Genomic DNA, 25,686 nt, shown 5'->3' on the forward strand with positions numbered 1-25,686 from the left:
GGTTTGATCGTGGATGTTCGAAGATTCTGTGCTCACCACAAATCCACTGTGGGAGCGAGCCTGCTCGCGATGAGGTCGGCACATTCAACATTGATGTGGACTGACACACCGCTTTCGCGAGCAAGCCTGCTCCCACAGGTTTGATCGTGGATGTTCACAGATTCTGTGCTCACCACAAATCCACTGTGGGAGCGAGCCTGCTCGCGAAAGGGTCGGCACATTCAACATTGGCGTCGACTGATCCACCGCCATCGCGAGCAAGCCCGCTCCCACAGGTTTGATCGTGGATGTTCGAAGATTCTGTGCTCACCACAAATCCACTGTGGGAGCGGGCTTGCTCGCGAAAGGGTCGGCACATTCAACATTGATGTGGACTGACACACCGCTTTCGCGAGCAAGCCCGCTCCCACAGGTTTGATCGTGGATGTTCGAAGATTCTGTGTTCACCACCAATCCACTGTGGGAGCGGGCTTGCTCGCGAAAGGGTCGGCACATTCAACATTGATGTGGACTGACACACCGCTTTCGCGAGCAGGCTCGCTCCCACAGGTTTTGTATTGTTCCTGAAGCATCGAGTTAGAAAGCATCCCCCGGCACCCGCACGAACCCTTCCATCAAAACCCGCGCACTGCGGCTCATGATGGCTTTTTTCACGGTCCATTCGCCATTGACCTGGCTGGCCTCGGCGCCGACGCGCAAGGTGCCGGACGGGTGGCCGAAACGCACCGCGTTGCGTTCGATGCCGCCGGCCGCAAGGTTTACCACGGTGCCGGAAATCGCCGCGGCCGTGCCGATGGCCACCGCTGCCGTGCCCATCATGGCGTGGTGCAGCTTGCCCATGGACAGCGCCCGTACCAACAGGTCAACGTCGCCAGCCGCCACGGCTTTTCCGCTGGAGGAAAGGTAATCCGCCGGCGGTGCCACGAACGCCACTTTCGGTGTGTGCTGGCGCTGGGCGGCTTCGTCCAGGTGCTTGATCAAGCCCATGCGCAAGGCACCGTGGGCGCGAATGGTTTCGAACATCGCCAACGCCTTGGGATCGCCGTTGATGGCGCCCTGCAGTTCGGTGCCGGTGTAACCGACGTCCTGGGCATTGATAAAAATCGTCGGGATCCCGGCGTTGATCAGCGTCGCCTTGAAGGTGCCAACGCCTGGCACTTCCAAGTCGTCCACCAGGTTGCCGGTTGGAAACATCGAGCCGCCACCGCCCTCTTCCTCGGCCGCCGGGTCCATGAACTCCAATTGCACTTCGGCCGCCGGGAAGGTCACGCCGTCGAGTTCGAAGTCCCCGGTTTCCTGCACCGCGCCCTCGGTGATCGGCACATGGGCGATGATGGTCTTGCCGATGTTGGCCTGCCAGATCCGCACCACGGCCACGCCGTTCTGCGGGATACGGCCGGGTTCCACCAAGCCACTGCTGATGGCAAACGATCCCACCGCCGCCGACAGGTTGCCGCAGTTGCCACTCCAGTCCACGAACGGTTTATCAATGGATACCTGGCCGAACAGGTAATCGACATCGTGGTCAGCGCGGGTGCTCTTGGACAGGATCACGGTCTTGCTGGTGCTGGACGTCGCGCCGCCCATGCCATCGATCTGTTTCTCGTACGGGTCGGGGCTGCCGATCACCCGCAACAACAGGGCATCCCGGGCCGGGCCAGGGACGCGGGCGGCTTCGGGCAGGTCTTGCAGGCTGAAGAACACGCCTTTGCTGGTGCCGCCACGCATATAGGTAGCTGGGATCTTGATTTGAGGCGAGTGAGCCATGCTCTAACTCCTGAAAAAATAGGTGGCCAGAACACCGGCCACCCAAGCGATTTAAACGGCCACCGCCGACTCAAGGAAATCTTGGGCAAAGCGTTGCAACACACCCCCGGCTTCGTAGATCGACACTTCTTCAGCGGTATCGAGGCGGCAGGTCACCGGCACCTCGACGCGCTCGCCATCCTTGCGAGTGATGACCAGGGTCAGTGTCGCCCGCGGGGTGCGCTCGCCGATCACGTCATAGATTTCGCTGCCGTCGATGCCCAGGGTCTTGCGGTCCGTACCCGGTTTGAACTCAAGCGGCAACACGCCCATGCCCACCAGGTTGGTGCGATGGATGCGCTCGAACCCTTCGGCCGCGATCGCCTCGACACCGGCCAGGCGCACGCCCTTGGCCGCCCAGTCCCGGGACGAACCCTGGCCGTAGTCGGCGCCGGCAATGATGATCAGCGGCTGCTTGCGTTCCATGTAGGTCTCGATGGCCTCCCACATGCGCATGACCTTGCCTTCCGGCTCGACTCGGGCGAGAGAGCCCTGCTTGACCTTGCCGTTTTCCTGGACCATTTCGTTGAACAGTTTCGGGTTGGCGAAGGTGGCGCGTTGCGCGGTCAGGTGATCGCCGCGGTGGGTCGCGTAGGAGTTGAAGTCCTCTTCCGGCAGGCCCATTTTCGCCAGGTATTCACCGGCGGCGCTGTCCAGCATGATGGCGTTGGACGGCGACAAGTGATCGGTGGTGATGTTGTCCGGCAGCACCGCCAGCGGGCGCATGCCCTTGAGCGGCCGCGCACCGGCCAGCGCGCCTTCCCAATACGGCGGACGACGGATGTAGGTACTTTGCGGGCGCCAGTCGTACAGCGGCGTCACTTTCGGCCCGGTGTCTTCCTGGATGGCGAACATCGGGATGTACACCTGGCGGAACTGCTCGGGTTTCACCGAGGCCTTGACCACCGCGTCGATTTCTTCGTCGCTCGGCCAGATGTCCTTGAGGCGGATTTCCCGACCGTCCACCACGCCCAGCACATCCTTCTCGATGTCGAAGCGGATGGTCCCGGCGATGGCATACGCGACCACCAGCGGCGGCGACGCCAGGAACGCCTGCTTGGCGTACGGATGGATACGCCCGTCGAAGTTGCGGTTGCCCGACAACACGGCGGTGGCGTACAGGTCGCGATCGATGATTTCCTGCTGGATCACCGGGTCCAACGCACCCGACATGCCGTTACAAGTGGTGCAGGCGAACGCCACCACGCCGAAGCCCAGCTTCTCGAGTTCGGACGTCAAGCCGGCTTCATCCAGGTACAACGCCACGGTTTTCGAACCCGGGGCCAGAGACGACTTGACCCACGGCTTGCGGGCCAGGCCCAGGCGGTTGGCGTTGCGCGCCAGCAGGCCGGCGGCGATCACGTTGCGCGGGTTGCTGGTGTTGGTGCAACTGGTGATCGCGGCGATGATCACCGCGCCGTCGGGCATTTGTCCGGGCACATCGTCCCACTGGCCGGAAATGCCTTTGGCGGCCAGGTCCGACACCGCGACACGGGCGTGGGGGTTGCTGGGACCTGCCATGTTGCGCACCACCGACGACAGGTCGAAGGTCAGGCCACGCTCGTATTGCGCGCCCTTGAGGCTATCGGCCCACAGGCCCACGTGCTTGGCATAGGTTTCCACCAACTGCACCTGGGTGTCTTCGCGGCCGGTGAGCTTCAAGTAATCGATGGTTTGCTGGTCGATATGGAACATCGCCGCCGTGGCGCCGTATTCCGGGGCCATGTTGGAGATGGTCGCGCGGTCGCCCAGGGTCAGGGCGCTGGCGCCTTCGCCGAAGAACTCCAGCCACGCCCCGACGACTTTCTGCTTGCGCAGGAACTCGGTCAGCGCCAGCACCATGTCGGTGGCGGTAATGCCCGGTTGCAGCTTGCCGGTCAGCTCGACGCCGACGATTTCCGGCAGGCGCATCCACGAGGCGCGACCGAGCATGACGCTTTCGGCTTCCAGGCCACCGACGCCGATGGCGATCACGCCCAAGGCATCAACATGGGGCGTGTGACTGTCGGTGCCCACGCAAGTGTCCGGGAAGGCCACGCCGTCACGCTGCTGGATCACCGGCGACATTTTTTCCAGGTTGATCTGGTGCATGATCCCGTTGCCCGGCGGAATCACATCGACGTTCTTGAAGGCTTTCTTGGTCCAGTTGATGAAGTGGAAGCGGTCTTCGTTGCGGCGGTCTTCGATGGCGCGGTTCTTGGCGAAGGCTTGCGGGTCGGAACCACCGCTTTCCACCGCCAGGGAATGGTCGACGATCAGTTGCGTCGGCACCACAGGGTTGACCTGCGCCGGGTCGCCACCCTGCAAGGCGATGGCGTCGCGCAGGCCAGCCAGGTCCACCAGGGCAGTCTGGCCGAGGATGTCATGGCACACCACGCGCGCCGGGAACCACGGGAAGTCCAGGTCGCGCTTGCGCTCGATCAGTTGCAGCAGCGACTCGCGCAGCGTGGCCGGGTCGCAGCGCCGCACCAGGTTTTCCGCCAGCACGCGGGAGGTGTACGGCAGGCCGTCGTAGGCGCCGGGGCGAATGGCATCCACGGCCTCGCGAACGTCGAAATAATCCAGCGAAGTGCCGGGCAGCGGTTTGCGAAATTCTGTGTTCATCGTCAGGACTCGGGTCACGGTGGTTTCAAAAGGGTTGGCGCAGCCACTGAAATAACCTGTTCCCCTGTGGGAGCGAGCCTGCTCGCGATTGCGGTGTGTCAGCCAACATTGATGCTGCTGACCCGACGCTATCGCGAGCAGGCTCGCTCCCACAGGGTTTCGGGGTCATCCAGTTCCGGCGGCTAGAACCCTCCAGCTCAGCGTCGTTCGATTGGCACGAACTTGCGCTGTTCGACGCCGGTGTACTCGGCGCTCGGTCGGATGATGCGGTTGTTGGCGCGTTGTTCGAACACGTGGGCGGCCCAGCCGGTCAGGCGCGAGCAAACGAAGATCGGCGTGAACAGCTTGGTCGGGATGCCCATGAAGTGGTACGCCGAGGCATGGTAGAAATCGGCGTTGGGGAACAGTTTCTTCTGCTCCCACATGGTCTTGTCGATGGCTTCGGAGACCGGGAACAGCACCGTGTCGCCCACTTCGTCAGCGAGTTTTTTCGACCAGCCCTTGATCACCTCGTTGCGCGGGTCGTTGTCCTTATAGATCGCGTGGCCGAAGCCCATGATCTTGTCCTTGCGCGCCAGCATGCCGAGGGTGCCTTCAATGGCGTCCTGGGGTGAGCTGAAGCGCTCGATCATTTCCATCGCCGCCTCGTTGGCACCGCCATGCAGCGGGCCGCGCAGCGAACCGATGGCGGCGGTGATGCAGGAGAACAGATCCGACAGCGTGGAGGCGCAGACCCGGGCGGTGAAGGTCGAAGCGTTGAATTCGTGCTCGGCGTAGAGGATCAGCGAGACATTCATCACCTTGACGTGCAGCTCGCTCGGCTTCTTGCCGTGCAGCAGGTGCAGGAAGTGGCCGCCGATGGACGCTTCGTCGGTCACGCAGTCGATGCGCTGGCCCTGGTGGCTGAAGCGATACCAGTAGCACATGATCGCCGGGAACGCGGCCAACAGGCGGTCGGTCCTGTCGTGCTGCTGGGAGAAATCCTGCTCGGGTTCCAGGTTACCCAGGAACGAGCAACCGGTGCGCATCACGTCCATCGGGTGGGCGTCGGCGGGAATGCGCTCCAACACTTCTTTCAAGGCTTGGGGCAAATCGCGCAACTGGCGCAGTTTCCCGGTGTAGGCGTCCAGTTGGGCCTGGGTCGGCAGCTCGCCGTACAGCAGCAGGTAGGCGACTTCTTCAAATTGCGCATCTGCCGCCAGGTCGCGAACGTCGTAGCCGCGATAGGTCAGTCCGGCACCCGATTGGCCCACGGTGGACAAAGCGGTTTGCCCGGCCACCTGGCCACGGAGCCCGGCGCCACTGAGTACTTTTGCTTCGGCCATTTGCTGTCTCCATTTTTTAGATTTGTAGAGATTGGAAAAAAGATCGCAGCCTCGTTGCACTCGACAGCGCCTACACAGCGCCTACACAGCGCCTACGCGGCCCAATAATGTAGGAGCTGTCGAGCGAAGCGAGGCTGCGATCTTTTCATTTCTTCGCCGCGAACAACGCATCGAGCTTCTGCTCGAAGACGTGGTAGTCGATGCGATCGTAAAGCTCCATGCGGGTCTGCATGGTGTCGATGACATTCTGTTGCGTGCCGTCGCGGCGAATCGCGGTGTAGACGTTCTCGGCCGCCTTGTTCATGGCGCGGAAGGCCGACAGCGGGTACAGCACCAGGGACACGTCGGCGCCGGCCAGTTGTTCGGTGGTATAGAGCGGGGTCGCGCCGAATTCGGTGATGTTGGCCAGGATCGGCGCTTTCACGCGGCTGGCGAACAGCTTGTACATTTCAAGCTCGGTGATGGCTTCGGGGAAAATCATGTCGGCACCGGCCTCGATGCACGCAGCGGCGCGGTCCAAGGCCGATTCCAAGCCTTCCACCGCCAGGGCATCGGTACGGGCCATGATCACGAAACTGTCATCGGTGCGGGCATCGACGGCGGCCTTGATGCGGTCGACCATCTCCTGCTGGGAGACGATTTCCTTGTTCGGCCGGTGGCCGCAACGCTTGGCGCCGACCTGGTCCTCAATATGGATCGCCGCCGCGCCGAACTTGATCATCGACTTGACCGTGCGCGCCACGTTGAACGCCGAGGAGCCGAAACCGGTGTCCACGTCCACCAGCAGCGGCAGGTCGCATACATCGGTGATGCGACGCACATCGGTCAACACGTCATCCAGGCCGGTGATGCCCAGGTCCGGCACGCCGAGGGAGCCGGCCGCCACGCCGCCACCCGACAGGTAGATCGCCTTGAAACCGGCGCGCTTGGCCAGCAGCGCGTGGTTGGCGTTGATCGTGCCGACCACTTGCAGCGGATGCTCGCTGGCGACCGCATCGCGGAAACGCTGGCCTGGAGTGCTGTTGCTCATGACTCACCTCGTTCAGTGGCGGCGCTGTCCTGGAAATGACGCGCAATGTTGCGTTTGGACGCGCCGATGTGCCGGCGCATCAATAATTCAGCCAGTTCGCCGTCACGGTCGGCGATGGCGTCGAGAATCCGATGGTGCTCGGCAAAGGCCTGGCGCGGACGGTTGGGCGTGGTGGAGAACTGGATGCGGTACATGCGCACCAATTGGTATAGCTCGCCGCAGAGCATCTGCGTCAGGGTGCGGTTGCCGCTGCCCTGGATGATCCGGTAATGAAAGTCGAAATCGCCTTCCTGCTGGTAGTAACCGACACCGGCCTGGAACGCCGCATCGCGCTCGTGGGTCTCCAGGACCCGGCGCAGCTCGTCGATTTCTTCCAAGGTCATGCGTTCGGCCGCCAGGCGGCAGGCCATGCCTTCGAGGGATTCACGAATTTCATAGAGTTCCAGCAACTCGGCGTGGCTCAGCGACACCACCCGGGCCCCGACGTGCGGCACCCGCACCAGCAGGCGCTGGCCTTCCAGGCGGTGGATCGCCTCGCGCAGCGGCCCGCGGCTGATGCCATAGGTGCGCGCCAGCTCGGGCTCGGAGATTTTGCTGCCAGGGGCGATCTCGCCCTTGACGATAGCGGCCTGGATACGCCGGAAGACGTTTTCGGACAGGGTCTCCGAGTCGTCTTGGACCATCACAGGGGTTTCGAGCTGATCGAGCATATTGTCGACACCTTGAAAATCAATATGGCAAAAACTAACCAATAGCGCCCTTAACGTCAAAACAAAAATCAACATTGTCGACAATCGTCTAATAAACGCCTTGGCGACACCTAATGCATGAGGAGAATCGTAGCCTCCGGCCAGCGGTGGCGTCAGAAAACCACCGTGCTAGAATGCCGCGGTTATTCGCCGCTCTCCTTTTATAGAGAAAGGCTGCCTAGGGAGCTTGTGCAGTAATGCCAGGGCCTGAACCGATAAACGGAACGCTGCGCACCAGGATCTATGACACTCAAGCCCTTATCTGCTGCTTTCTATTTCATGTGCCTGCCGGGGCTTGCCGTGGCGGGTGAAAAAACCGTGTACGGCCTCAACGAATATGCCGCCCTGCAGGGTATCGACCTGGAGGTCGCCGCCAAGCTGGACACCGGCGCCAAGACCGCGTCCCTCAGCGCCCGGGACATCAAGCGCTTCAAGCGCAATGGCGAATCCTGGGTGCGCTTTTATCTGGCCATCGACGCGGCGCACTCGCACCCCATCGAACGCCCGCTGGCCCGGGTCAGCAAGATCAAGCGCCGCGCCGGTGACTACGACCCGGAAGAAGGCAAGAAATACACGGCCCGGCCGGTCATCGAACTGGATATCTGCATGGGCTCGGCCCTGCGCAGCATCGAAGTGAACCTGACCGACCGCAGCGCCTTCCAATACCCGCTGCTGATCGGCTCCGAGGCGCTCAAGCGCTTCGACGCGCTGGTCGACCCCAGTCTTAAATACGCTGCCGGCAAACCCGCCTGCGCCAATGCCGCTCAAACCGCAGAGTAATTCCAATGCGCTCCCTTACCCTCCATTTGAAAATGCTGATCGCCATCCTGGTGGTGCTGGGCCTGTCGGTAACGGCCTATCAGATTTTCGTGCTCGGCATCCCGGTCACCGAAGACGCCACCGACGACTTGTGGAACATCGACGCCAAGGTCGAATTCGTACCCAACGCCAAGGATCCGGTGAAGATCCAGATGTTCGTGCCGCCCCTGAGCCGCGACTACGTGAGCCTCAACGAGAGTTTCATTTCCAATAACTACGGTGTGGCGGTGAACCGGGTCGACGGCAACCGCAAGGTGACCTGGTCGGCCCGTCGCGCCAAGGGCAACCAGACCCTTTATTACCGCCTGGTGCTGACCAAGCGCTACAGCGCCGAGAAAACCAAGATCAAAGGCCCGACCTTCCGCGACAGCATCGCCGTCGAAGGCCCGGAAAAACTCGCCGCCGAAGCCCTGCTCGCACCGATCCGCCAGCACTCGGCCGACGTCGAGACGTTCATCAGCGAAGCGATCAAGCGGGTCAACAACCTCAACGACGACAACGTCAAGTTGTTGCTGGCCGGTGATCCTTCGTCGGCCAACAAGGCACGCATCGTCGAATTGGTGTTGTCCATCGCCCATGTGCCGGTGGAAAAGGTCCACACCATCCGCCTGGTGGCCGACCAGCCGCAGACACCTGAACTGTGGCTGCGCAGTTTCAACGGCACCGATTGGCTGTATTTCAACCCGGATACCGGCGAGCAAGGCCTGCCCACCGACCGCCTGCTGTGGTGGACCGGCGATGAAAACCTGATCACCGTCGATGGCGGCAAGAAAGCCACCGTCACCTTCAGCATGAACAACAGCGAAATGAACGCCATTCGCCTGGCCAAGCTGACGGACGAGAACACCGACGCCAACTTCCTCGAATACTCGCTCTACGGCCTGCCGCTGCAGACCCAGCAAACCTTCATGATCATGGTGATGATCCCGATTGGCGTGCTGGTGATCCTGGTGCTGCGCAACCTGATCGGCCTGCAAACCCTGGGGACCTTCACCCCGGTGCTGATCGCCCTGGCCTTCCGCGAAACCCAACTGGGCTTCGGTATCATCCTGTTCACGGTGATCACCACCCTGGGCCTGTCACTGCGTTCGTACCTGGAGCACCTCAAGCTGCAAATGCTGCCGAGGCTCTCGGTGGTGCTGACGTTCGTGGTGGTGCTGATCGCCGCCATCAGCCTGTTCAGCCATAAGCTGGGCCTGGAACGCGGCTTGTCCGTGGCGCTGTTCCCGATGGTGATCCTGACCATGACCATCGAACGCCTGTCCATCACCTGGGAAGAACGCGGCGCCGGCCACGCGATGAAAGTCGCCATCGGTACCCTGTTCGCCGCGTCCCTGGCGCACCTGATCATGAGCGTGCCGGAACTGGTCTACTTCGTGTTCACCTTCCCGGCGATCCTGCTGATCCTGGTGGGCTTCATGCTGGCCATGGGTCGTTATCGCGGCTACCGCCTGACCGAGCTGGTGCGGTTCAAGGCCTTCCTCAAGGCAGACTCCTGATGTTCGGCTTCTGGAAGACCTGGAAGGCCCTGGAAGCCCGGGGCATCATGGGCATCAACCGGCGTAATGCCGATTATGTGCTCAAGTACAACAAGCGCAGCCTGTACCCCATCGTCGATGACAAGATCATCACCAAGGAACGGGCCATCGCTGCCGGCATTCATGTGCCGGAGCTGTATGGGGTGATCTCCACCGAGAAGGAAATCGACAAGCTCGACGAGATCATCGGCGGGCGCACCGACTTCGTCATCAAGCCAGCCCAGGGCGCGGGCGGCGACGGCATCATCGTCATCGCCGACCGCTTCGAAGGTCGCTACCGCACGGTATCCGGCAAGATCATCAGCCATGAGGAGATCGAGCACCATGTCTCCAGCATCCTCACTGGCCTGTATTCCTTGGGCGGGCACCGTGACCGAGCGCTGATCGAGTACCGCGTGACGCCGGACCAGATCTTCAAGAGCATCAGCTACGAAGGCGTGCCGGACATCCGCATCATCGTGCTGATGGGCTATCCGGTGATGGCCATGCTGCGCTTGCCGACCCGTCAGTCCGGCGGCAAGGCCAACCTGCACCAGGGCGCCATCGGCGTGGGCGTCGACCTTGCCACGGGCCTGACCCTGCGCGGCACCTGGCTGAACAACATCATCACCAAACACCCCGATACCACCAACGCGGTGGATGGCGTGCAACTGCCCTACTGGGACGGCTTCATGAAACTGGCCGCCGGTTGCTATGAATTGTGCGGGCTGGGCTACATCGGCGTCGACATGGTGCTGGACCAGGAGAAAGGCCCGTTGATCCTGGAACTGAATGCCCGGCCGGGTTTGAACATCCAGATCGCCAACGACTGCGGCCTGACCTTGCGCACCCACGCGGTGGAAGCCCGCCTGGAAGAACTCCAGGCCCGCGGCGTTATCGAAACCGCGGAAGAGCGCGTGGCGTTTGCCCAGGAGTTGTTTGGGCATATTCCGCCGGTTGAGGGGTGAAGCTGATACTTGAGCCTGAGGCTTGATGGCTGATGCTGAGGTTTGAAGGCTGAATGAGGTTAAGGGTTAAAACCTGTGGCGAGGGAGCTTGCTCCCGCTGGGTTGCGCAGCAACCCCAAAGCCCAGCACCTCGGTGTATCAGAATGATCGGGCTCAACTGCCCAGGGGGCCGCTTCGCAGCCCAGCGGGAGCAAGCTCCCTCGCCACGGGTCTCATTGAAGCTTCAGACCTGTTCAATACCGACATCCCTCTAGGAGCAAATCCTACGGGGGATTACAATCGCTCCCCCGCCTGAACGGCCGATCCGCCCCGCCCATGCCAACCTGCTCCGTACACCCGTTGCCCTACCGCGCCAACCCCGCCGAATACTTCGCGGCGATCCGTCATGCCCCCGGCAGCGTGCTGCTCGACAGTGGCCGGCCAAGCGCCGGGCGTGGGCGTTACGACTTGCTCAGCGCTTGGCCGTTGGAACAACTGACCGTGCTGCCAGACGAGAGCGGCAGCGATTTCCTGCAACGCCTGCGTACTCATCTGACGCAACTGGGCGACGCGGTACTGCCGGCCACGGTGCAATTGCCCTTCGCCGGCGGCCTGATCGGCTACTTGAGCTACGACTTCGGCCGACACCTCGAAACCCTGCCGTCCCACGCCCGGGACGACTTGCAACTGCCCGACGCACGTTTTGGCGTGTACGACTGGGTGCTGGTCAGCGACCATCAGGCAGGCACCAGCCAACTGGTGTTCCACCCCCATTGTGGCGAAGGCGAACGCCAGCGCCTGATCGCGCTGTTCAGCCAGACGACCCCGGCGCCCATTTCCCCGTTCAATCTTGAAGGCCCTATGACGCCGGACCTCAGCGCCGAGGCCTATCGACAGGCGTTCGAACGCATCCAGGCGTATATCCAGGCCGGCGACTGCTACCAGGTCAACTTTGCCCAACGCTTTCGCGCGCCTTGCCAGGGTGATGCCTGGGCCGCTTACCAGGCGCTGCGGGCGGCGTGCCCGACGCCGTTTTCCGGCTTCCAGAGCCTGCCCGATGGCGGCGCGGTGCTGAGCCTGTCCCCGGAGCGCTTCGTCAAGGTCAGCGAAGGCCAGGTGGAAACTCGCCCAATCAAGGGCACCCGCCCTCGTGGCCCAACGCCCGAGGAAGACGCGGCCCACGCCGCCGAGCTGCTGGCCAGCCCCAAGGACCGGGCGGAAAACCTGATGATCGTCGACCTGCTGCGCAACGACCTGGGCCGCACCTGCCGCATCGGCTCGGTGCGGGTGCCGGAGTTGTTCAGCCTGGAAAGCTACCCCAACGTGCATCACCTGGTCAGCAGCGTGACCGGCGAACTGGCTGTGGATAAGGACGCCTTGGACCTGATCGCCGGCAGCTTCCCCGGCGGTTCGATCACCGGCGCGCCGAAAATCCGCGCCATGCAAATCATCGACGAACTCGAACCGACCCGGCGCGGGCTGTATTGCGGCTCGTTGCTGTACCTGGATGTGCGCGGGGAAATGGATAGCTCGATCGCCATCCGCAGTTTGCTGGTGAAGGATGGGCAGGTGTGCTGCTGGGGTGGCGGCGGGATTGTCGCGGACTCGGATTGGGAGGCCGAGTATCAGGAGTCGATTACCAAGGTTCGGGTGTTGCTCGAAACCTTGCAGAACCTCTAAAGCATCGCGGGCAAGCCTTGCTCCCACAGGCTGACCCTATACCCCCTGTGGGAGCGAGCCTGCTCGCGATGGCGTCGCATCAGTCAACATCAATGCTGGCTGAACCACCGCTATCGCGAGCAGGCTCGCTCCCACAGGTCCTGTGCCTGTCCAGGTCTAACTGGTTTACAGGCTCAGATTGCGGTTCGAAGCCTTGAGGAATTCCTGCTTCAACTCGGCAAACGTGTGCACCGCCGGGAATTGCGGGAATTCGCGAATCACATTTTCAGGCGCATGGAACAGAATCCCGGCGTCGGCTTCGCCCAGCATCGTGGTGTCGTTGTAGGAATCCCCCGCCGCAATCACCCGGTAGTACAGGCTCTTGAAAGCCAAAACCGACTGGCGCTTGGGATCTTTCTGACGCAACTGGTAGCCGGTCACCCGCCCGCCGTCATCGGTAATCAGACGATGACAGAGCAAGGTTGGGAAGCCCAACTGGCGCATCAACGGTTGGGAAAATTCGTAGAACGTGTCCGACAGAATCACCACCTGGAAGCGCTCGCGCAGCCAGTCGACGAATTCGATGGCGCCGTCCAGCGGCTTGAGGGTGGCGATGACTTCCTGGATATCGGCGAGCTTGAGGCCATGCTCGTCCAGGATGCGCAACCGTTGCTTCATCAGCACGTCGTAGTCGGGAATGTCCCGAGTGGTTGCCCTGAGGGCGTCAATCCCGGTTTTTTCAGCGAAGGCGATCCAGATCTCCGGGACCAGCACACCTTCCAGGTCGAGACAGGCAATTTCCACAAGACACTCCCATTTTTTTGATGTTTATCGGTTGAGCGAACAAAAGGCCTGCCGACTCTAGCCATTCATCGAAGCCCGCGCAACGCACAGGGACGCGCCAGCCCCGACAGCTTTTGTTACCATCAGCCCCATATAGAGCGCCCAGCGCCACCGACCTGTAGGAAACCGCCCTGATGAGCCCATCGTTTGACGTCGTGGAACTCGCCACGACCTATGCCAACAAGTCCCCGCAGGACATCCTCAAGCTGGCTTTCGCCGAATTCGGCGATGACCTGTGGTTGTCCTTCAGCGGCGCCGAAGACGTGGTGCTGGTGGACATGGCCTGGAAACTGAACAAGAACGTCAAGGTGTTCAGCCTCGACACCGGTCGCCTGCACCCGGAGACCTATCGGTTTATCGACCAGGTGCGCGAGCACTACAAGATCGACATCGAACTGGTGTCGCCGGACCACACGAAACTTGAACCCTTCGTGAAGGAAAAAGGCCTGTTCAGCTTCTACAAGGACGGTCATGGCGAGTGCTGCGGCATCCGCAAGATCGAGCCGCTGCGGCGCAAACTGACCGATGTCCGCGCCTGGGCCACCGGCCAGCGCCGCGACCAGAGCCCCGGCACCCGCAGCCAGGTGGCGGTGCTGGAAATCGACACGGCGTTCTCTACCCCGGAGCGCACCCTGTACAAATTCAACCCCCTGTCGCAGATGACCAGCGAAGAAGTCTGGGGCTACATCCGTATGCTCGAACTGCCTTACAACAGCCTGCATGAACGCGGCTTCATCAGCATTGGCTGCGAACCTTGCACCCGCCCGGTGCTGCCGAACCAACACGAGCGCGAAGGCCGCTGGTGGTGGGAAGAAGCCACGCAGAAAGAATGCGGGCTGCACGCCGGGAACATCATCGCCAAATCCAAGGCCGTCTAAGCGAGCGCCAAACTCTGTACACAAAAATGTCACCACAGGTGCCATTTTTGTGTGCACTTGCTCCGTAACTGCCCCGAAAGGTTACACCCAACCTCCCGCCTTATCCGTCCTCCTTTCTCCCCTGGCGTTCGCCAAAAAATAAATACCTGTTTAAACGGTCAGTTTTAAATCACGGTATTTCAGTTAGTTATTCAAAGTTCATAACGAAAGGAAATTAGCGCTTCTTCGAATAGATTCATAGGTGGCATAGATCTGGCTTAAGTCGACACATGTTTTGTATACAACTTATATAAAACATACACACACTTTAGATCCGCAAGCCTGAAGCGCCCTATCCCGTACAGGCTGCAGATGCCCCGTAACCAATGATGCTCGCCCGCCGCAACGAAGATTTGTCGAGCCCCGCGCTCATGCACAGTCATCGCTGCGCCGAGAATCAGGAGCCTGCCGGAATGCGTACAAGTCTCTCCAATAACATCGCGCTGGATCTGCCCTCCTCCACCCCCGCCCTCGAAGACCACACCGCGTCCCTGGCACTGAGCCCGAGGCTGCACAACCAGGACCTGGCGCCGACCAAGGCCGAAGGTCGCCGCTGGGGTCGCTACAGCATCTTTGCCCTGTGGACCAACGACGTGCACAACATCGCCAACTACTCCTTCGCCATCGGCCTCTATGCCTTGGGCCTGGGCGGCTGGCAGATCTTGCTGTCCCTAGGGATCGGCGCGGCGCTGGTGTATGGCTTCATGAACCTGTCCGGCTACATGGGCCAAAAAACCGGGGTGCCGTTCCCGGTGATCAGCCGGATCAGCTTCGGCATCCACGGCGCGCAGATTCCTGCATTGATCAGGGCAGTCATCGCCATCGCCTGGTTCGGGATCCAGACCTACCTGGCGTCGGTGGTGTTCCGCGTCTTGCTGGTGGCGATCCACCCGGGATTCGCCGACTACGACCGCGACTCGATCCTCGGCCTGTCGAGCCTGGGCTGGGTGTGTTTCGTGGCGATCTGGTTCGTGCAACTGGTGATCCTGGCCTACGGCATGGAGATGGTGCGCCGCTATGAAGGTTTTGCCGGCCCGGTGATTCTGGTGACCGTCGCGGCCCTCGCCGGGTGGATGTACACCCAGGCCGGCGCCACCATTGCCTGGTCGATCCGCGAGCCGCTGACCGGTGGCGAAATGTGGCGCAATATCTTTGCCGGTGGTGCGCTGTGGTTGTCGATCTACGGCACCTTGATCCTCAATTTCTGCGATTTCGCCCGCTCCTCGCCGTGCCGTCGGACCATCATCGTCGGCAATTTCTGGGGCCTGCCGGTGAACATCCTGGTGTTTGCCGGGATCACCATCCTGCTCTGCGGCGCGCAGTTCCAGATCAACGGGCAAATCATCGAAAGCCCGACCCAGGTGATTGCGTCGATCCCCAATACGTTTTTCCTCGTGTTGGGCTGCCTGGCCTTCCTGATCGTCACCGTGGCGGTGAACATCATGGCCAACTTCGTCGCCCCGGCCTTTGTCCTCAGCAATCTGGCGCCCAAGTACCTGACCTTCCGCCGCGCCGGGCTGATCAGCGCCGCCATTGCCGTGCTGATCCTGCCGTGGAACCTCTACAACAGCCCGCTGGTGATCGTGTACTTCCTGTCCGGCCTCGGCGCCCTGCTCGGGCCGTTGTACGGGGTGATCATGGTCGACTACTGGCTGCTGCGAAAAGGCCGCATCAACGTGCCGCAACTGTACAGCGAAGACCCAAACGGTGCGTATTTCTACAGCAACGGGGTCAACCTGCGTGCGGTGGCGGCATTCATTCCGGCCGCGCTGATCGCCATCATCCTGGCCCTGGTGCCCGGTTTTGACGCCGTCTCACCGTTTTCCTGGCTGATTGGCGCTTCGATTGCAGGGTTGTTGTACCTGATCATCGCCAAGCGCCAGCCGTATTACGAGGACGTCAGCGGTGAGTCCATCGCGGTGGATAACGTCCATCATTGATCGCCCGAACGGCCCGCCAGGTCCGGGCCGCTTACTTTTGTGTGTTAAGGAGGACAGCTCATGCGAATTCTCGTGGTCAACGTCAACACCACCGAATCCATCACCCAGGCCATCGCCCGCCAAGCCCAGGCCGTCGCCGCGCCGGGCACCGAGATCGTCGGGCTCACGCCACATTTCGGCGCCGATTCCATCGAGGGCAATTTTGAAAGCTACCTGGCGGCCATCGCGGTGATGGACCGGGTGATGTCCTACGACCAACCGTTCGACGCGGTGATCCAGGCCGGCTATGGCGAACATGGCCGCGAAGGCCTGCAGGAACTGCTCAACGTGCCGGTGGTGGACATCACCGATGCGGGCGCCAGCACGGCGATGTTCCTCGGCCATGCCTATTCGGTGGTCACCACTCTGGACCGCACCGTGCCGCTGATCGAAGACCGCCTCAAGCTGTCCGGCCTGTTCGACCGCTGCGCTTCGGTACGGGCCAGTGGCCTGGCGGTGCTGGAGCTTGAGCAGGATCCGCAGCGGGCGGTTGAAGCCATCGTCCGGCAGGCCGAACTGGCGGTCAGCCAGGACAAGGCCGAAGTGATCTGCCTGGGCTGCGGCGGCATGGCCGGGCTCGATGAGCAGATTCGCCAGCGCACCGGGGTGCCGGTGGTCGATGGCGTGACGGCGGCGGTGACTATTGCCGAATCGCTGGTGCGGTTGGGGTTGTCGACCTCGAAAGTGCGCACCTATGCCACGCCTCGGCCCAAGACCATCATTGGCTGGCCGGGGCGGTTTGGGCGGTGAGTGCACGGCGCTAGACCGCATCGCCCCCTTCGCGAGCAGGCTCGCTCCCACAGGGATTTTTGATGATCACAACATGTGTGGTCGCTACAAAACCAGTGTGGGAGCGAGCCTGCTCGCGAAGGGGCCAACGCGGTCCCGAGCCTGGCTCAAACCGCACTAAACCGCCGCGCCAACCCCTGCTCGGCAAACTGCTCGATGATGAAATCCACGAACGCCCGGGTCTTGCCCGGCAGCAACTTGTGCTCGGCGTAGTAGATGGAGATGTTGCCATCATCGACGTACCAGTCCGGCAGTACCCGTTGCAACGCGCCGGATTCCAGGTAGGGCACGGCCACCGGCATGCTCACCAGCCCGATGCCCAGTCCTTGGGCCGCGGCCGCGCAGTCAGCCTCCGAATCGCTCATGGTCATGCGGGTCTTGAGCATGAGCGGGCTGTGTTGCTGGGTGCGGCTAGTCAGATGCCAGGAGCGCACCCGCCCGGTTTGTGGCGAACGAATCAAAATGCCTTGGTGCTGAGCCAGGTCTTCCGGCTCGACCAACGCTGCATGCGTGTCCAGATACTCTGTCGATGCAACCAGCACCCGATGGGCCACCGTCAACTTGCGCGCCACCACCCCCTGGGGCAACTCGAAACCACCGCCGATGGCAGCATCGAAACCCTGGCCGATCAGGTCCACCTGACGATTATCGAAATGCCAATCCGGATTGATCGCTGGATAGCGCCGCAGAAACGCCCCCAGCAATGGCACGACATACAATCGACCGAACGCCGTGCCCATGCTCACCTTCAGCGTCCCCGCCGGTTGCCCGCCAGCGCTGGCCAGGTTGGCGACGGCGTTCTGGATGGTGTTGAAGCTGCTGCCGACTTCCGTCAAGAACAACTGGCCGGCTTCGGTCAGCCGCAGGCTGCGGGTGCTGCGCTGGAACAGGCGGACGCCCATTCGTGCCTCCAGCTTGGCGACGCTTTTACCCACGGCCGCCGGGGTCACGCTCAAGCGTCGCGCCGCCTCGGCAAAGCTGCCGACTTCGGCGCTGCGCACAAAGCATTCGATACTGTTAAAGGTCTCCATGGGCGCCACTCTAAACTTTTGGTTTAGACAGACTATAGCAATGACGGTCTACACAGCCCATGACCGCTTCTTGATACTCGCTCCATCACCGCGGCATCTCGCCCCGGCACACTTTGGAGAACATCATGAGTAACCCAGCACTGAACGGTAAAGTCGCCTTGGTCCAAGGCGGTTCGCGTGGCATCGGCGCCGCCATCGTCAAACGCCTCGCGGCAGAAGGCGCCGCCGTGGCCTTCACCTACGTCAGCTCCGGCGCCAAGTCTGAAGAATTGCAGAACAGCATCATCGCAGCAGGCGGCAAGGCCCTGGCAATCAAGGCCGACAGCGCCGACGCCGAAGCCGTGCGTAACGCCGTCGCCGCCACCGTCGAGGCGTTTGGCCGGTTGGACATCCTGGTCAACAACGCGGGCGTGCTGGCCATGGGGCCGCTGGATGAATTCAAACTCGAAGATTTCGATCAGACCCTGGCCGTCAACGTGCGCAGCGTGTTCGTCGCCACCCAGGCAGCCGCACGACACATGACCGAAGGCGGACGCGTCATCAACATCGGCAGCACCAACGCCGACCGCATGCCCTTCGTCGGAGGCGCCACGTACGCCATGAGCAAATCCGCGCTGGTGGGCCTGACCAAAGGCTTGGCCCGCGACCTCGGCCCGCGCGGTATCACCGTCAACAATGTGCAGCCCGGCCCGGTGGACACCGACATGAACCCGGCCGACAGCGACTTCGCCTCCAGCCTGATGTCGCTGATGGCCGTCGGTCGCTACGGCAACGTCGATGAAATCGCCAGTTTCGTCGCCTACCTGGCCGGGCCGGAAGCCGGTTACATCACCGGTGCCAGCCTGACCATCGACGGTGGTTTTGGCGCCTGATCCAGGCATGAAAAAACGCCGGTCATGGCTTCATCCCATGTGGCGAGGGAGCTTGCTCCCGCTGGGCCGCGCAGCGGCCCTTTTTTTCAGGCCCACTCCAATTCCGGCAAACCGCAAAGGCTTGGCTGGAACATCCTCAAGGAGCGGATGATCCCGTCGGCATGGGCGTATTTTTCGTCCGCCATGGCCGAGTCCGGAATGGCAATGGCGGTCATGCCGGCCGCTTTCGCGGCGGTCACGCCGAACGGGGAATCCTCGAACACCAGGCAATCGCGCGGCTCGATACCCAGGCGCCGGGCGGCGGTGAGGAAGATATCCGGTGCCGGTTTTGCCGCGCCGACTTCGGGGTCATCCGCCGTCACGATGCAATCGAACAGCGCGAACCAGTCCCGGTGCAAGGTGGTTTTCAGCTCGAACGTAGGGCTCGACGAACTGGTCCCCACCGCTATCGGAATGTTGTGAGCCTTCAGATGCCGCACCAGCTCCTCGGCGCCGGGCATGCCCAGGGCGTGAGGAAAGCGCTCGCGCATCAAGGGCTCGCGGATGACCAGGAATTCCTGGGGCGTGATCGGTAATTCCAGCGCCTGAACGACGTAATTGGCCAAGTCCACGGCCCCGCGTCCGATGATGTTCTGCTTGACGCTCCAATCGAACGTGCGCCCATAGCGCTCGGCGATGATGGAAGTCACCTCGGTGTAGATCCCCTCGGTGTCCAACAACAGCCCGTCCATGTCGAAAATCACAGCCTTGATCGGGCCAAACTCTTTCAGGGGTGCATTCATCGCATCTGATCCGTTATCAACACAACATTCCAGGGATGGCTCAGGTGCGCCAGGGTAGCGTGTTCGCCTTAAAGGATTCAGCAGGATAACGAAGGGGGCTTGGAACCGGCAATGGGAAATCCATGGACGGGTTTTGTGGCGAGGGCGCTTGCTCCCGCGGGGGTGCGAAGCAGCCCCACGATCTTACGGTCGCTGCGCAACCGAGCGGGAGCAAGCTCCCTCGCCACAAAAGCGGATCGGTTTGGATGACGATGCAGCGGTTATTGACCCGAGCTGCCGGAGCCGCCCGATCCCGAGCCGCTGCCGCCCGAGCTGCCACCGCTGTCGCTGGTACCGGTTCCTCCGCTGGTGCCACCACCGGCGTCGGCGCCGCCCATCGTGCTGCCGCCACTCATCGAACCGCTGCCGGTGCCGGGGCTGGTGCTGCTGCCGCTGGCATCGCCGCCATTGCCACCACCGACGGAGCCTGGGGGCAAGGCGTTACCGCTGGCACCGGACGTTGAGCCAGCCTCCATTTCCGAAGAAGGTGGCATCCCGCCCTTGTCCACGGGAGGCGTTCCGCTGGAAGATTGTGCGAAAGCGGCCAGCGAACTGACCGAAAGAATCCCGGCGAGTGTCAGCGCTGTCATGTTGGATTTCATCATGGTGAGTCTCCTTTTCAAGGTACTTACCTGATGTGTGGCATGCGTGGCCGGCCGATGGTGCCACTGAATCGACAGGCGGCCTGCCGATCAGCTCGGCTTGCCGGAGGCATCGTCACCGGCGATGTCCGGGTCATCCGGGGTCGCCTCGACATCCTCATCGTCGCTGGGGACCTGCTCGACGCCCGCTTCGTCATCGGGCGGGAGCTGGTCGCGGCTCAGCGGGTTGGTGGGTGATGGCAGCGGATATTCCGGGGTATCTTCGTCGTTGGGGGCGGGCGAATGGGCTGTCATATATAACCTCCTGGCAGGTGAGCGCACCTGTTCTGCAACTTAAAGAACCGGGCGATCCGTTTGAGCGCTTTCACTTGTAGGAATCGTCCTCAAGTTCAGCGTCCTCATCGTCGAGCAAGGGCACTTGGGCGTCGTCCATCAGGGAACCGGGGTCTTCGTTGCCTGGGTCGTTGGGGCCTGGGTCATTGATGAAGGGAACGCCTGTCGGGCCTTTTTCTTCCTTGCCTTCAGTTTCCGGCGTCATGACACACCTCGCGATTGCTGATGGATGTATGAATTTGAGGCGGGGGGGTGGCAATCGTTCCCCTGTGTGGGAGCGGGCTTGCTCGCGAAGGCGGTGTCACAGTCGATGACGATGTTGGATGTGCTGGCCTTTTCGCGAGCAAGCCCGCTCCCACAGGTTTTTGTGTCGTGCGCAGATGTTACGAACACCTCAATCTTCTGTGGGAGCGAGCCTGCTCGCGATGGCGGTGCCGCTGTTACATAGCGGCTGGCGCTGTTTGTTGCCCTTGCTTTAGGCATCAAAAGAAGCCCCAAAAAAAACGGCGCTTTTCATATCTGAAAGAAGCGCCGTTTTTTCCAGTTGAACAGCATCACGGCACAACGCCGGGTCCATCCATCCAAGCATCCGCTTAGCGATGCTTTCTCTTGTGCTTGTGCTTCTTGCCACCGGAATGACCGTCGTTGTCATTGGACAGGTTGCTGCCCAACGCGCCGCCCGCCGCGCCGCCGATGCCTGCGCCGATGGTGGAACCGGTGGAGCCGCCCAGGCGGTTACCGACAATCGAGCCACCGGCCGAGCCCAGGCCACCGCCAATGGCCGCTTCGGTGCGGCTGCCCTTGCGCGCGCCCACCGCGCTGCCGGCTGCGCCGCCGACACCGGCGCCAATCGCGGCGCCTGTGCTGCCGCCCATCTGCTGGCCGACCACATTGCCCAACACACCGCCCAGACCACCGCCGACCGCGGCGGTACCGTCGCCAGCAGCCATCGCGCCCTGGGCAACCACTAACCCCAGTAACAAGGTGGACAAAGTCAAACGCATGATAGAAACCTCAAGAATGCCGCATCGGGGAGAAATGGCCGATGCGTGCGGGCGCGAGTCTACGCCACACAACGTCAGCCATGACGGTTGGACAACGAAACGGCGGATTATTTTATGACAGGCAAAAAAAAGCCCGCTGGGGAAACGGGCAGGTACTGCTTTCTAACGGATGAGCTTAGAGTACGTACCTGCTTGTGAAAGAAACGTGAAAGAAATCGCGGTTTGAGAAAAGATGAAAAATATTTATGTAACGACCGGGATATCCTTGTAGGAGCTGCCGAAGGCTGCGATCTTTTGATCTTTCGCTTGAGACTCAATTGTCTGGGGGAAGATCGCAGCCTCGTTGCACTCGACAGCTCATAGCTCCCACATAGCTCCTGCGCAGGCCCGGCGGGAACGATCACTGGCCACGACTTGTCGTCACTTCTTGACCGGAACCCTGGGCAAAAACTTGGCCTTTTCCCCTCGCTCCACCTTGGCCACCTTCGTCCTGATGGACTTGATCGGCTCGTCGCCAAAGTCTGCATGGTAGGTCGACTGGCCACACTGCAATCCTTCATTGATCGGATATGCGGCTCCGTGCTCCTCGCTGTACGGTGTTCCCATTGCCTTTCCCCTTTCACTGAGGCCCATACCGGCAACAACCGGTTGCCTGACAATATCGACCTTCACGACAGTGAGACTAGTCGGTCATCAACAGACTGTTGATTCAACAACGCCCTTCGCCGACGAATGGAACTCACTGTTTCAGAAAGGAAACACTCATTCAGCACCCAGCATCGTCCGGCTCAAAACCCGGGAGACCTGATCGGCTGAATAGGGTTTGGACAAGAACTCGAAGCCCTCATGACCGCTGTGGGCCAACTCTTCGCTGTAACCAGAAGTCAGCACCACCGGCAGGTCCGGGCGACGCTGGCGCAGTTCTCTCGCCAGGGCAATCCCGCTGATGCCGGGCATCACCACGTCAGAAAATATCGCGTCGAACGCCATCGCATCCGGGCCGACCATCTCCAGCGCTTCTTCGGCGTTGGTCGCCCAGGCGGTTTCGTAGCCCAAGTCCTGAAGGATCTGGTTGGCAAAACGCCCCACCTCCAAATTGTCTTCCACGACCAACACCCGACGCTTGCCCTTTTCCAGCACCAGGGGCGTGTGTTCTTCCTTGACCGGCTCGTGGTTTTTCTCGGGCTCCACTTCCGGAAGGTACAAGGTAAACACCGTCCCTTCGCCCACCACGGTGGAAACATCGACGTTGCCACCGGACTGCTTGGCAAAGCCAAACACCTGGGACAAGCCCAACCCCGTGCCCTTGCCCACTTCCTTGGTGGTGAAGAAGGGTTCGAAGATGTGCTCGAGCACTTGCGCGTCTATACCGGTACCTGTATCGGCCAAGGCAATGGCGGCAAAGGATTGCCCGGCCCCGGCATGACCCCGGATCGGCGGCATACCACCGCCGCAGCTGAGCCGCAGCCACAGCGTGCCCTGGCCATTCATGGCATCCCGGGCGTTGAGGGCCATGTTGATCAGCGCCGTCTCGAACTGGCTCAAATCCGCACGGATGTAACAGGGCCGATCGCACAGCTCGACATTTACCTGGATCCGCGCCCCGGTGACGGTTTGCAGCATGTCTCCCAGGCTCTGCACTAGCTTGCCCACGTCGATGACTTGCGGCTTCAAGGGCTGGCGCCGGGCAAACGCGAGCAACTGGCTGGTCAACTTGGAGGCGCGCTCCACCGTTTCAGACACCGCCGTCATGTAGCGTTGCCGGCGATCGTCGGACAGGTTGGGCATGCGCAGGAAATCGACCGAAGAACGGATGATTGTCAGCAAATTGTTGAAGTCATGGGCCACGCCGCCGGTGAGCTGGCCGATGGCTTCGAGCTTTTGCGACTGACGCAGCGCCGCTTCGGTCTGTTGCAACCGGGTGGTGCGTTCCTCGACCCGCTCCTCCAACGTCGCGTTCAACTCGGCCAGGGCCGCCAGGCCTTCGCGCACAGCGGCGTCGGCACGGGCGCGCTCAATGTGGGCCCAAGAGCGCTCGGTGACTTCCATCAGCAGCGCCAGATCGTTGGACGACCAGATCCGCGGCGTCTTGTCGTGAATAGCCATCAGCGCGGTCAATCGCCCGCCCTTGATCAACGGCACGCAAATGGTCGCCGCGATGCCAAGGGCCTGGAACGCCGCCGCTTCCTCCGGCGGCAGCTCCTTGAGATTATCGTTGAGCACCAGCGGCTTGCCGGCCCGCAGATTCGTGACCGCCAGTCGGCCAAAATCAGCCAGCCGATAGTGCCCAAGAATATGCGGCGAGCCCACCCGGGCCCAATCGCCGCGAATGGTGAAACCGTCCTCATCCTCATCCATGTCGGCGTAGGCGCAATTGGACAGGTTCAAGTGCGCCGCCACGATCCGCGTGGTGGTCGCCATGATGGCCTGCGGGTCGGTGGCGTTCGCCACGGCGGTGCCGATGGCATCCAACACCGCCAGCCGCTGGGTCATGAACACCGTGGAAGTGGTCTCGGTGACCGTATCCAGCATGCCCACCACCTTGCCGAACTGGTCACGGATGGGGCTGTAGCAGAACGTGAAATAGGCCTGCTCAGGACCGCCGCCGCGCTCGATGATCAGGGGGAAGTTCTCTATATAAGTGGCTTGCCCCTCGAAGGCGGCCTGCACGATTGGCCCGATATCGCGCCAGACCTCCTGCCACACCTCATTGAACCCTCGCCCCAGCGCCTCGGGCTTGCTGCCAAGGATCGGCAGGAACGCATCGTTGTACAGCGTGATCAGGTCCGGGCCCCAGACGATGGCCTGGGGAAAATGCGAGGCCAGGCTCAGCGCCACGGTGGTCTTCAACACATCGGGCCACTGCCCTGGCGGCCCCAGCGACGTGACCTCCCAAGGATGGCGGCGGACCCGTTCAGCCATTTCTCCGTAGCTCTGGAGCCAATCTGTCATGCGTTCGATCCTTCTGAGACGCCAATACCAACGAGGGGAAAGCTTGTGACCCCAGGCAGGGCCGTATTATCCCGCGCCGGGTGGGAATGCGCGATTGGAATGTGGGAGGAGTCCGGGGGTAAATGGGGGGTAACGGGCAGATACGGGCGATAAGGCTACAGAAATATCCTACAAATCGTTGTGTTTTGGCCTGATGTACGTGAGGGGCTTGCCTGGTTGTAAGACATACAGCTCGGATACTCAGGGCTATGGCGACGTCCTACATATGATTGGGAATCCCCTTCGCTATCAATCCCTTGCGTATTTTTTGCGGGGGCGACTATAGTCTTGGCGTCGCCCAAATGGCGGCCGGGTTTGGCGACTCGATTGACACAAGTGCAACGGTGCTTTCTGCTGTGGCAGAAGCACACTCGTGCTCACAGAAACTGCTTTATGGCAGCTGTGCGCGGGAGACCTTCGGGTCTGCCGGCTCCTTGTGTCACCGGTTCGCCAACCTGCGTACAGCTGTCACCCTTTGTTTGGCGACAAAGTGTGGCAGTTCATTCATGACACAAGGAATTGATATGAACCGATATATGGGCCTCACCAGCAACGCCGACGACCAACCCCTCTACGTCGATACCACCGCCCCACTACACATCCTGCTCGACTCAGCCGCCTACCGAATCCGTGCCGCCACCCAGTTCCTGGAGAACTTGGCGATGCGTGATGAACTGACCATCGACCCCGCAACCCTTCAGGACCTGGCACAACTGTGCTGCATCCCGCTGCGTGATGGGTGTGACGTTATCGATGTGATTGCCCGAAGATTGGATGCAGCACCGGCCGGCTCCACTCTATAAGCCAGCCAGCCGACAACTTGTGGCGAGGGAGCTTGCTCCCGCTGGGGTGCGTAGCGGCCCCCTTTTGTGAGCGCTTCGCACCCCAACGGGGGGAAGCCCCCCCCCCCCCAAAAAAAAAAAAACCCCACCCGGGCCGGGTGTGGGGGGGGAAAACCCCACCCGTCTCTTTTTAAAATCTCCCCGCCCCCCCGACGCCCCTGGAAAACGGATGGCCTCTTCTTTTTTTAAAAAAAAAAAAAAACAAA

General features: G+C 61.6%; 23 protein-coding genes. 9 read left to right on the top strand and 14 right to left on the bottom strand.

Features of this window, described 5'->3' with window-relative positions; genetic code table 11:
• Window positions 1-576: 576 nt before the first annotated feature.
• The 5 genes from prpF to J3361_RS26150 form a co-directional block, all read right to left on the bottom strand.
• Window positions 577-1,767, bottom strand: a complete 1,191-nt coding sequence (gene prpF, locus J3361_RS26130) for a 2-methylaconitate cis-trans isomerase PrpF (RefSeq protein WP_207966978.1) — start codon at window positions 1,765-1,767, stop codon at window positions 577-579.
• 51 nt (window positions 1,768-1,818) lie between these two features.
• Window positions 1,819-4,410, bottom strand: coding sequence for a Fe/S-dependent 2-methylisocitrate dehydratase AcnD (gene acnD / locus J3361_RS26135; RefSeq protein ID WP_207966979.1), 2,592 nt, complete (start codon window positions 4,408-4,410; stop codon window positions 1,819-1,821).
• A gap of 197 nt (window positions 4,411-4,607) precedes the next feature.
• Window positions 4,608-5,735, bottom strand: a complete 1,128-nt coding sequence (gene prpC / locus J3361_RS26140; RefSeq protein WP_207966980.1) for a 2-methylcitrate synthase — start codon at window positions 5,733-5,735, stop codon at window positions 4,608-4,610.
• A 145-nt stretch (window positions 5,736-5,880) separates the two neighbouring features.
• Window positions 5,881-6,765, bottom strand: coding sequence for a methylisocitrate lyase (gene prpB, locus J3361_RS26145; protein WP_207966981.1), 885 nt, complete (start codon window positions 6,763-6,765; stop codon window positions 5,881-5,883).
• Window positions 6,762-7,475, bottom strand: coding sequence for a GntR family transcriptional regulator (locus tag J3361_RS26150; protein ID WP_053186063.1), 714 nt, complete (start codon window positions 7,473-7,475; stop codon window positions 6,762-6,764). The genes prpB and J3361_RS26150 overlap by 4 nt, the downstream gene beginning before the upstream one ends.
• Window positions 7,476-7,757: 282 nt before the next feature.
• On the opposite strand from J3361_RS26150, the gene J3361_RS26155 reads away from it, so the two are divergent.
• The 4 genes from J3361_RS26155 (at window position 7,758) to pabB (ending at window position 12,477) form a co-directional block, all read left to right on the top strand.
• The gene (locus J3361_RS26155; protein WP_053186065.1) at window positions 7,758-8,294 is read left to right on the top strand and encodes an ATP-dependent zinc protease; all 537 of its coding nucleotides are present in this window, start codon (window positions 7,758-7,760) and stop codon (window positions 8,292-8,294) included.
• Window positions 8,295-8,299: 5 nt separating this feature from the next.
• Window positions 8,300-9,832, top strand: a complete 1,533-nt coding sequence (locus tag J3361_RS26160) for an inactive transglutaminase family protein (protein ID WP_207966982.1) — start codon at window positions 8,300-8,302, stop codon at window positions 9,830-9,832.
• Window positions 9,832-10,818, top strand: a complete 987-nt coding sequence (locus J3361_RS26165; protein WP_207966983.1) for an alpha-L-glutamate ligase-like protein — start codon at window positions 9,832-9,834, stop codon at window positions 10,816-10,818. The genes J3361_RS26160 and J3361_RS26165 overlap by 1 nt, the downstream gene beginning before the upstream one ends.
• A gap of 315 nt (window positions 10,819-11,133) precedes the next feature.
• Window positions 11,134-12,477 carry an aminodeoxychorismate synthase component I gene (gene pabB, locus J3361_RS26170; protein ID WP_207966984.1) on the top strand — a complete coding sequence of 448 codons (1,344 nt, stop codon included), beginning with the start codon at window positions 11,134-11,136 and terminating at the stop codon, window positions 12,475-12,477.
• Between the two features lie 165 nt (window positions 12,478-12,642).
• Here pabB and thrH read toward each other — a convergent pair whose 3' ends face one another.
• On the bottom strand, window positions 12,643-13,260 hold the full coding sequence (thrH, locus tag J3361_RS26175) for a bifunctional phosphoserine phosphatase/homoserine phosphotransferase ThrH (protein ID WP_207966985.1): 618 nt from the start codon (window positions 13,258-13,260) through the stop codon (window positions 12,643-12,645).
• Window positions 13,261-13,433: 173 nt separating this feature from the next.
• Here thrH and J3361_RS26180 point away from each other — a divergent pair, with 173 nt between their 5' ends.
• The 3 genes from J3361_RS26180 (at window position 13,434) to J3361_RS26190 (ending at window position 16,945) form a co-directional block, all read left to right on the top strand.
• Complete coding sequence (locus tag J3361_RS26180; protein ID WP_207966986.1) at window positions 13,434-14,177, top strand: phosphoadenylyl-sulfate reductase; 744 nt, start codon at window positions 13,434-13,436, stop codon at window positions 14,175-14,177.
• Between the two features lie 452 nt (window positions 14,178-14,629).
• Window positions 14,630-16,156, top strand: a complete 1,527-nt coding sequence (locus tag J3361_RS26185; protein ID WP_207966987.1) for an NCS1 family nucleobase:cation symporter-1 — start codon at window positions 14,630-14,632, stop codon at window positions 16,154-16,156.
• A 60-nt stretch (window positions 16,157-16,216) separates the two neighbouring features.
• Window positions 16,217-16,945, top strand: coding sequence for an aspartate/glutamate racemase family protein (locus J3361_RS26190; protein WP_060741345.1), 729 nt, complete (start codon window positions 16,217-16,219; stop codon window positions 16,943-16,945).
• Window positions 16,946-17,091: 146 nt separating this feature from the next.
• Here J3361_RS26190 and J3361_RS26195 read toward each other — a convergent pair whose 3' ends face one another.
• The gene (locus J3361_RS26195; RefSeq protein WP_207966988.1) at window positions 17,092-18,015 is read right to left on the bottom strand and encodes a LysR family transcriptional regulator; all 924 of its coding nucleotides are present in this window, start codon (window positions 18,013-18,015) and stop codon (window positions 17,092-17,094) included.
• A 125-nt stretch (window positions 18,016-18,140) separates the two neighbouring features.
• Between J3361_RS26195 and J3361_RS26200 the strand changes: the two genes are divergently transcribed.
• On the top strand, window positions 18,141-18,887 hold the full coding sequence (locus J3361_RS26200) for a 3-oxoacyl-ACP reductase family protein (RefSeq protein WP_207966989.1): 747 nt from the start codon (window positions 18,141-18,143) through the stop codon (window positions 18,885-18,887).
• Window positions 18,888-18,973: 86 nt separating this feature from the next.
• Here the strand turns inward: J3361_RS26200 and J3361_RS26205 are convergent, their stop codons facing one another.
• From J3361_RS26205 to J3361_RS26235, 7 genes are all read right to left on the bottom strand, one after another.
• Window positions 18,974-19,669, bottom strand: coding sequence for an HAD-IA family hydrolase (locus J3361_RS26205; RefSeq protein ID WP_207966990.1), 696 nt, complete (start codon window positions 19,667-19,669; stop codon window positions 18,974-18,976).
• Window positions 19,670-19,929: 260 nt separating this feature from the next.
• Window positions 19,930-20,313 (bottom strand): hypothetical protein, encoded by a 384-nt coding sequence (locus J3361_RS26210; protein WP_186709690.1) that lies wholly within the window; start codon window positions 20,311-20,313, stop codon window positions 19,930-19,932.
• Between the two features lie 87 nt (window positions 20,314-20,400).
• Entirely contained in the window at window positions 20,401-20,604 is a 204-nt protein-coding gene (locus tag J3361_RS26215) for a hypothetical protein (RefSeq protein ID WP_207966991.1), read from the bottom strand.
• Window positions 20,605-20,674: 70 nt separating this feature from the next.
• Window positions 20,675-20,848: a hypothetical protein gene (locus tag J3361_RS26220; RefSeq protein ID WP_207966992.1), complete on the bottom strand. Its 174-nt coding sequence runs from the start codon at window positions 20,846-20,848 to the stop codon at window positions 20,675-20,677.
• A gap of 388 nt (window positions 20,849-21,236) precedes the next feature.
• Window positions 21,237-21,647 (bottom strand): glycine zipper domain-containing protein, encoded by a 411-nt coding sequence (locus J3361_RS26225; RefSeq protein ID WP_186709693.1) that lies wholly within the window; start codon window positions 21,645-21,647, stop codon window positions 21,237-21,239.
• A gap of 420 nt (window positions 21,648-22,067) precedes the next feature.
• Window positions 22,068-22,319 (bottom strand): hypothetical protein, encoded by a 252-nt coding sequence (locus tag J3361_RS26230; protein ID WP_243459028.1) that lies wholly within the window; start codon window positions 22,317-22,319, stop codon window positions 22,068-22,070.
• Between the two features lie 90 nt (window positions 22,320-22,409).
• Window positions 22,410-24,599, bottom strand: coding sequence for a response regulator (locus J3361_RS26235; RefSeq protein WP_207966993.1), 2,190 nt, complete (start codon window positions 24,597-24,599; stop codon window positions 22,410-22,412).
• Between the two features lie 563 nt (window positions 24,600-25,162).
• Here J3361_RS26235 and J3361_RS26240 point away from each other — a divergent pair.
• A complete protein-coding gene (locus tag J3361_RS26240) occupies window positions 25,163-25,441 on the top strand; it encodes a hypothetical protein (protein ID WP_053123691.1) in 279 nt (92 codons plus the stop codon).
• Window positions 25,442-25,686 lie beyond the last annotated feature (245 nt).

It is taken from the genome of Pseudomonas sp. OA65, assembly GCF_017498305.1.
GTDB classification, from domain to species: Bacteria; Pseudomonadota; Gammaproteobacteria; order Pseudomonadales; family Pseudomonadaceae; genus Aquipseudomonas; species Aquipseudomonas zanjanensis.

Bases quoted from the DNA above. Each gene is read 5' to 3' on its own strand.
- J3361_RS26155 (WP_053186065.1), top strand. From the start codon at position 7,758: ATGACACTCAAGCCCTTATCTGCTGCTTTCTATTTCATGTGCCTGCCG.
- prpB (WP_207966981.1), bottom strand. From the start codon at position 6,765: ATGAGCAACAGCACTCCAGGCCAGCGTTTCCGCGATGCGGTCGCCAGC.
- J3361_RS26210 (WP_186709690.1), bottom strand. From the start codon at position 20,313: ATGATGAAATCCAACATGACAGCGCTGACACTCGCCGGGATTCTTTCG.
- J3361_RS26240 (WP_053123691.1), top strand. From the start codon at position 25,163: ATGAACCGATATATGGGCCTCACCAGCAACGCCGACGACCAACCCCTC.
- J3361_RS26220 (WP_207966992.1), bottom strand. From the start codon at position 20,848: ATGACGCCGGAAACTGAAGGCAAGGAAGAAAAAGGCCCGACAGGCGTT.
- J3361_RS26195 (WP_207966988.1), bottom strand. From the start codon at position 18,015: ATGGAGACCTTTAACAGTATCGAATGCTTTGTGCGCAGCGCCGAAGTC.
- J3361_RS26235 (WP_207966993.1), bottom strand. From the start codon at position 24,599: ATGACAGATTGGCTCCAGAGCTACGGAGAAATGGCTGAACGGGTCCGC.
- J3361_RS26160 (WP_207966982.1), top strand. From the start codon at position 8,300: ATGCGCTCCCTTACCCTCCATTTGAAAATGCTGATCGCCATCCTGGTG.
- prpC (WP_207966980.1), bottom strand. From the start codon at position 5,735: ATGGCCGAAGCAAAAGTACTCAGTGGCGCCGGGCTCCGTGGCCAGGTG.
- acnD (WP_207966979.1), bottom strand. From the start codon at position 4,410: ATGAACACAGAATTTCGCAAACCGCTGCCCGGCACTTCGCTGGATTAT.
- J3361_RS26205 (WP_207966990.1), bottom strand. From the start codon at position 19,669: ATGAATGCACCCCTGAAAGAGTTTGGCCCGATCAAGGCTGTGATTTTC.
- pabB (WP_207966984.1), top strand. From the start codon at position 11,134: ATGCCAACCTGCTCCGTACACCCGTTGCCCTACCGCGCCAACCCCGCC.
- J3361_RS26225 (WP_186709693.1), bottom strand. From the start codon at position 21,647: ATGCGTTTGACTTTGTCCACCTTGTTACTGGGGTTAGTGGTTGCCCAG.
- J3361_RS26215 (WP_207966991.1), bottom strand. From the start codon at position 20,604: ATGACAGCCCATTCGCCCGCCCCCAACGACGAAGATACCCCGGAATAT.
- J3361_RS26180 (WP_207966986.1), top strand. From the start codon at position 13,434: ATGAGCCCATCGTTTGACGTCGTGGAACTCGCCACGACCTATGCCAAC.
- J3361_RS26185 (WP_207966987.1), top strand. From the start codon at position 14,630: ATGCGTACAAGTCTCTCCAATAACATCGCGCTGGATCTGCCCTCCTCC.
- J3361_RS26150 (WP_053186063.1), bottom strand. From the start codon at position 7,475: ATGCTCGATCAGCTCGAAACCCCTGTGATGGTCCAAGACGACTCGGAG.
- J3361_RS26165 (WP_207966983.1), top strand. From the start codon at position 9,832: ATGTTCGGCTTCTGGAAGACCTGGAAGGCCCTGGAAGCCCGGGGCATC.
- prpF (WP_207966978.1), bottom strand. From the start codon at position 1,767: ATGGCTCACTCGCCTCAAATCAAGATCCCAGCTACCTATATGCGTGGC.
- J3361_RS26200 (WP_207966989.1), top strand. From the start codon at position 18,141: ATGAGTAACCCAGCACTGAACGGTAAAGTCGCCTTGGTCCAAGGCGGT.
- J3361_RS26190 (WP_060741345.1), top strand. From the start codon at position 16,217: ATGCGAATTCTCGTGGTCAACGTCAACACCACCGAATCCATCACCCAG.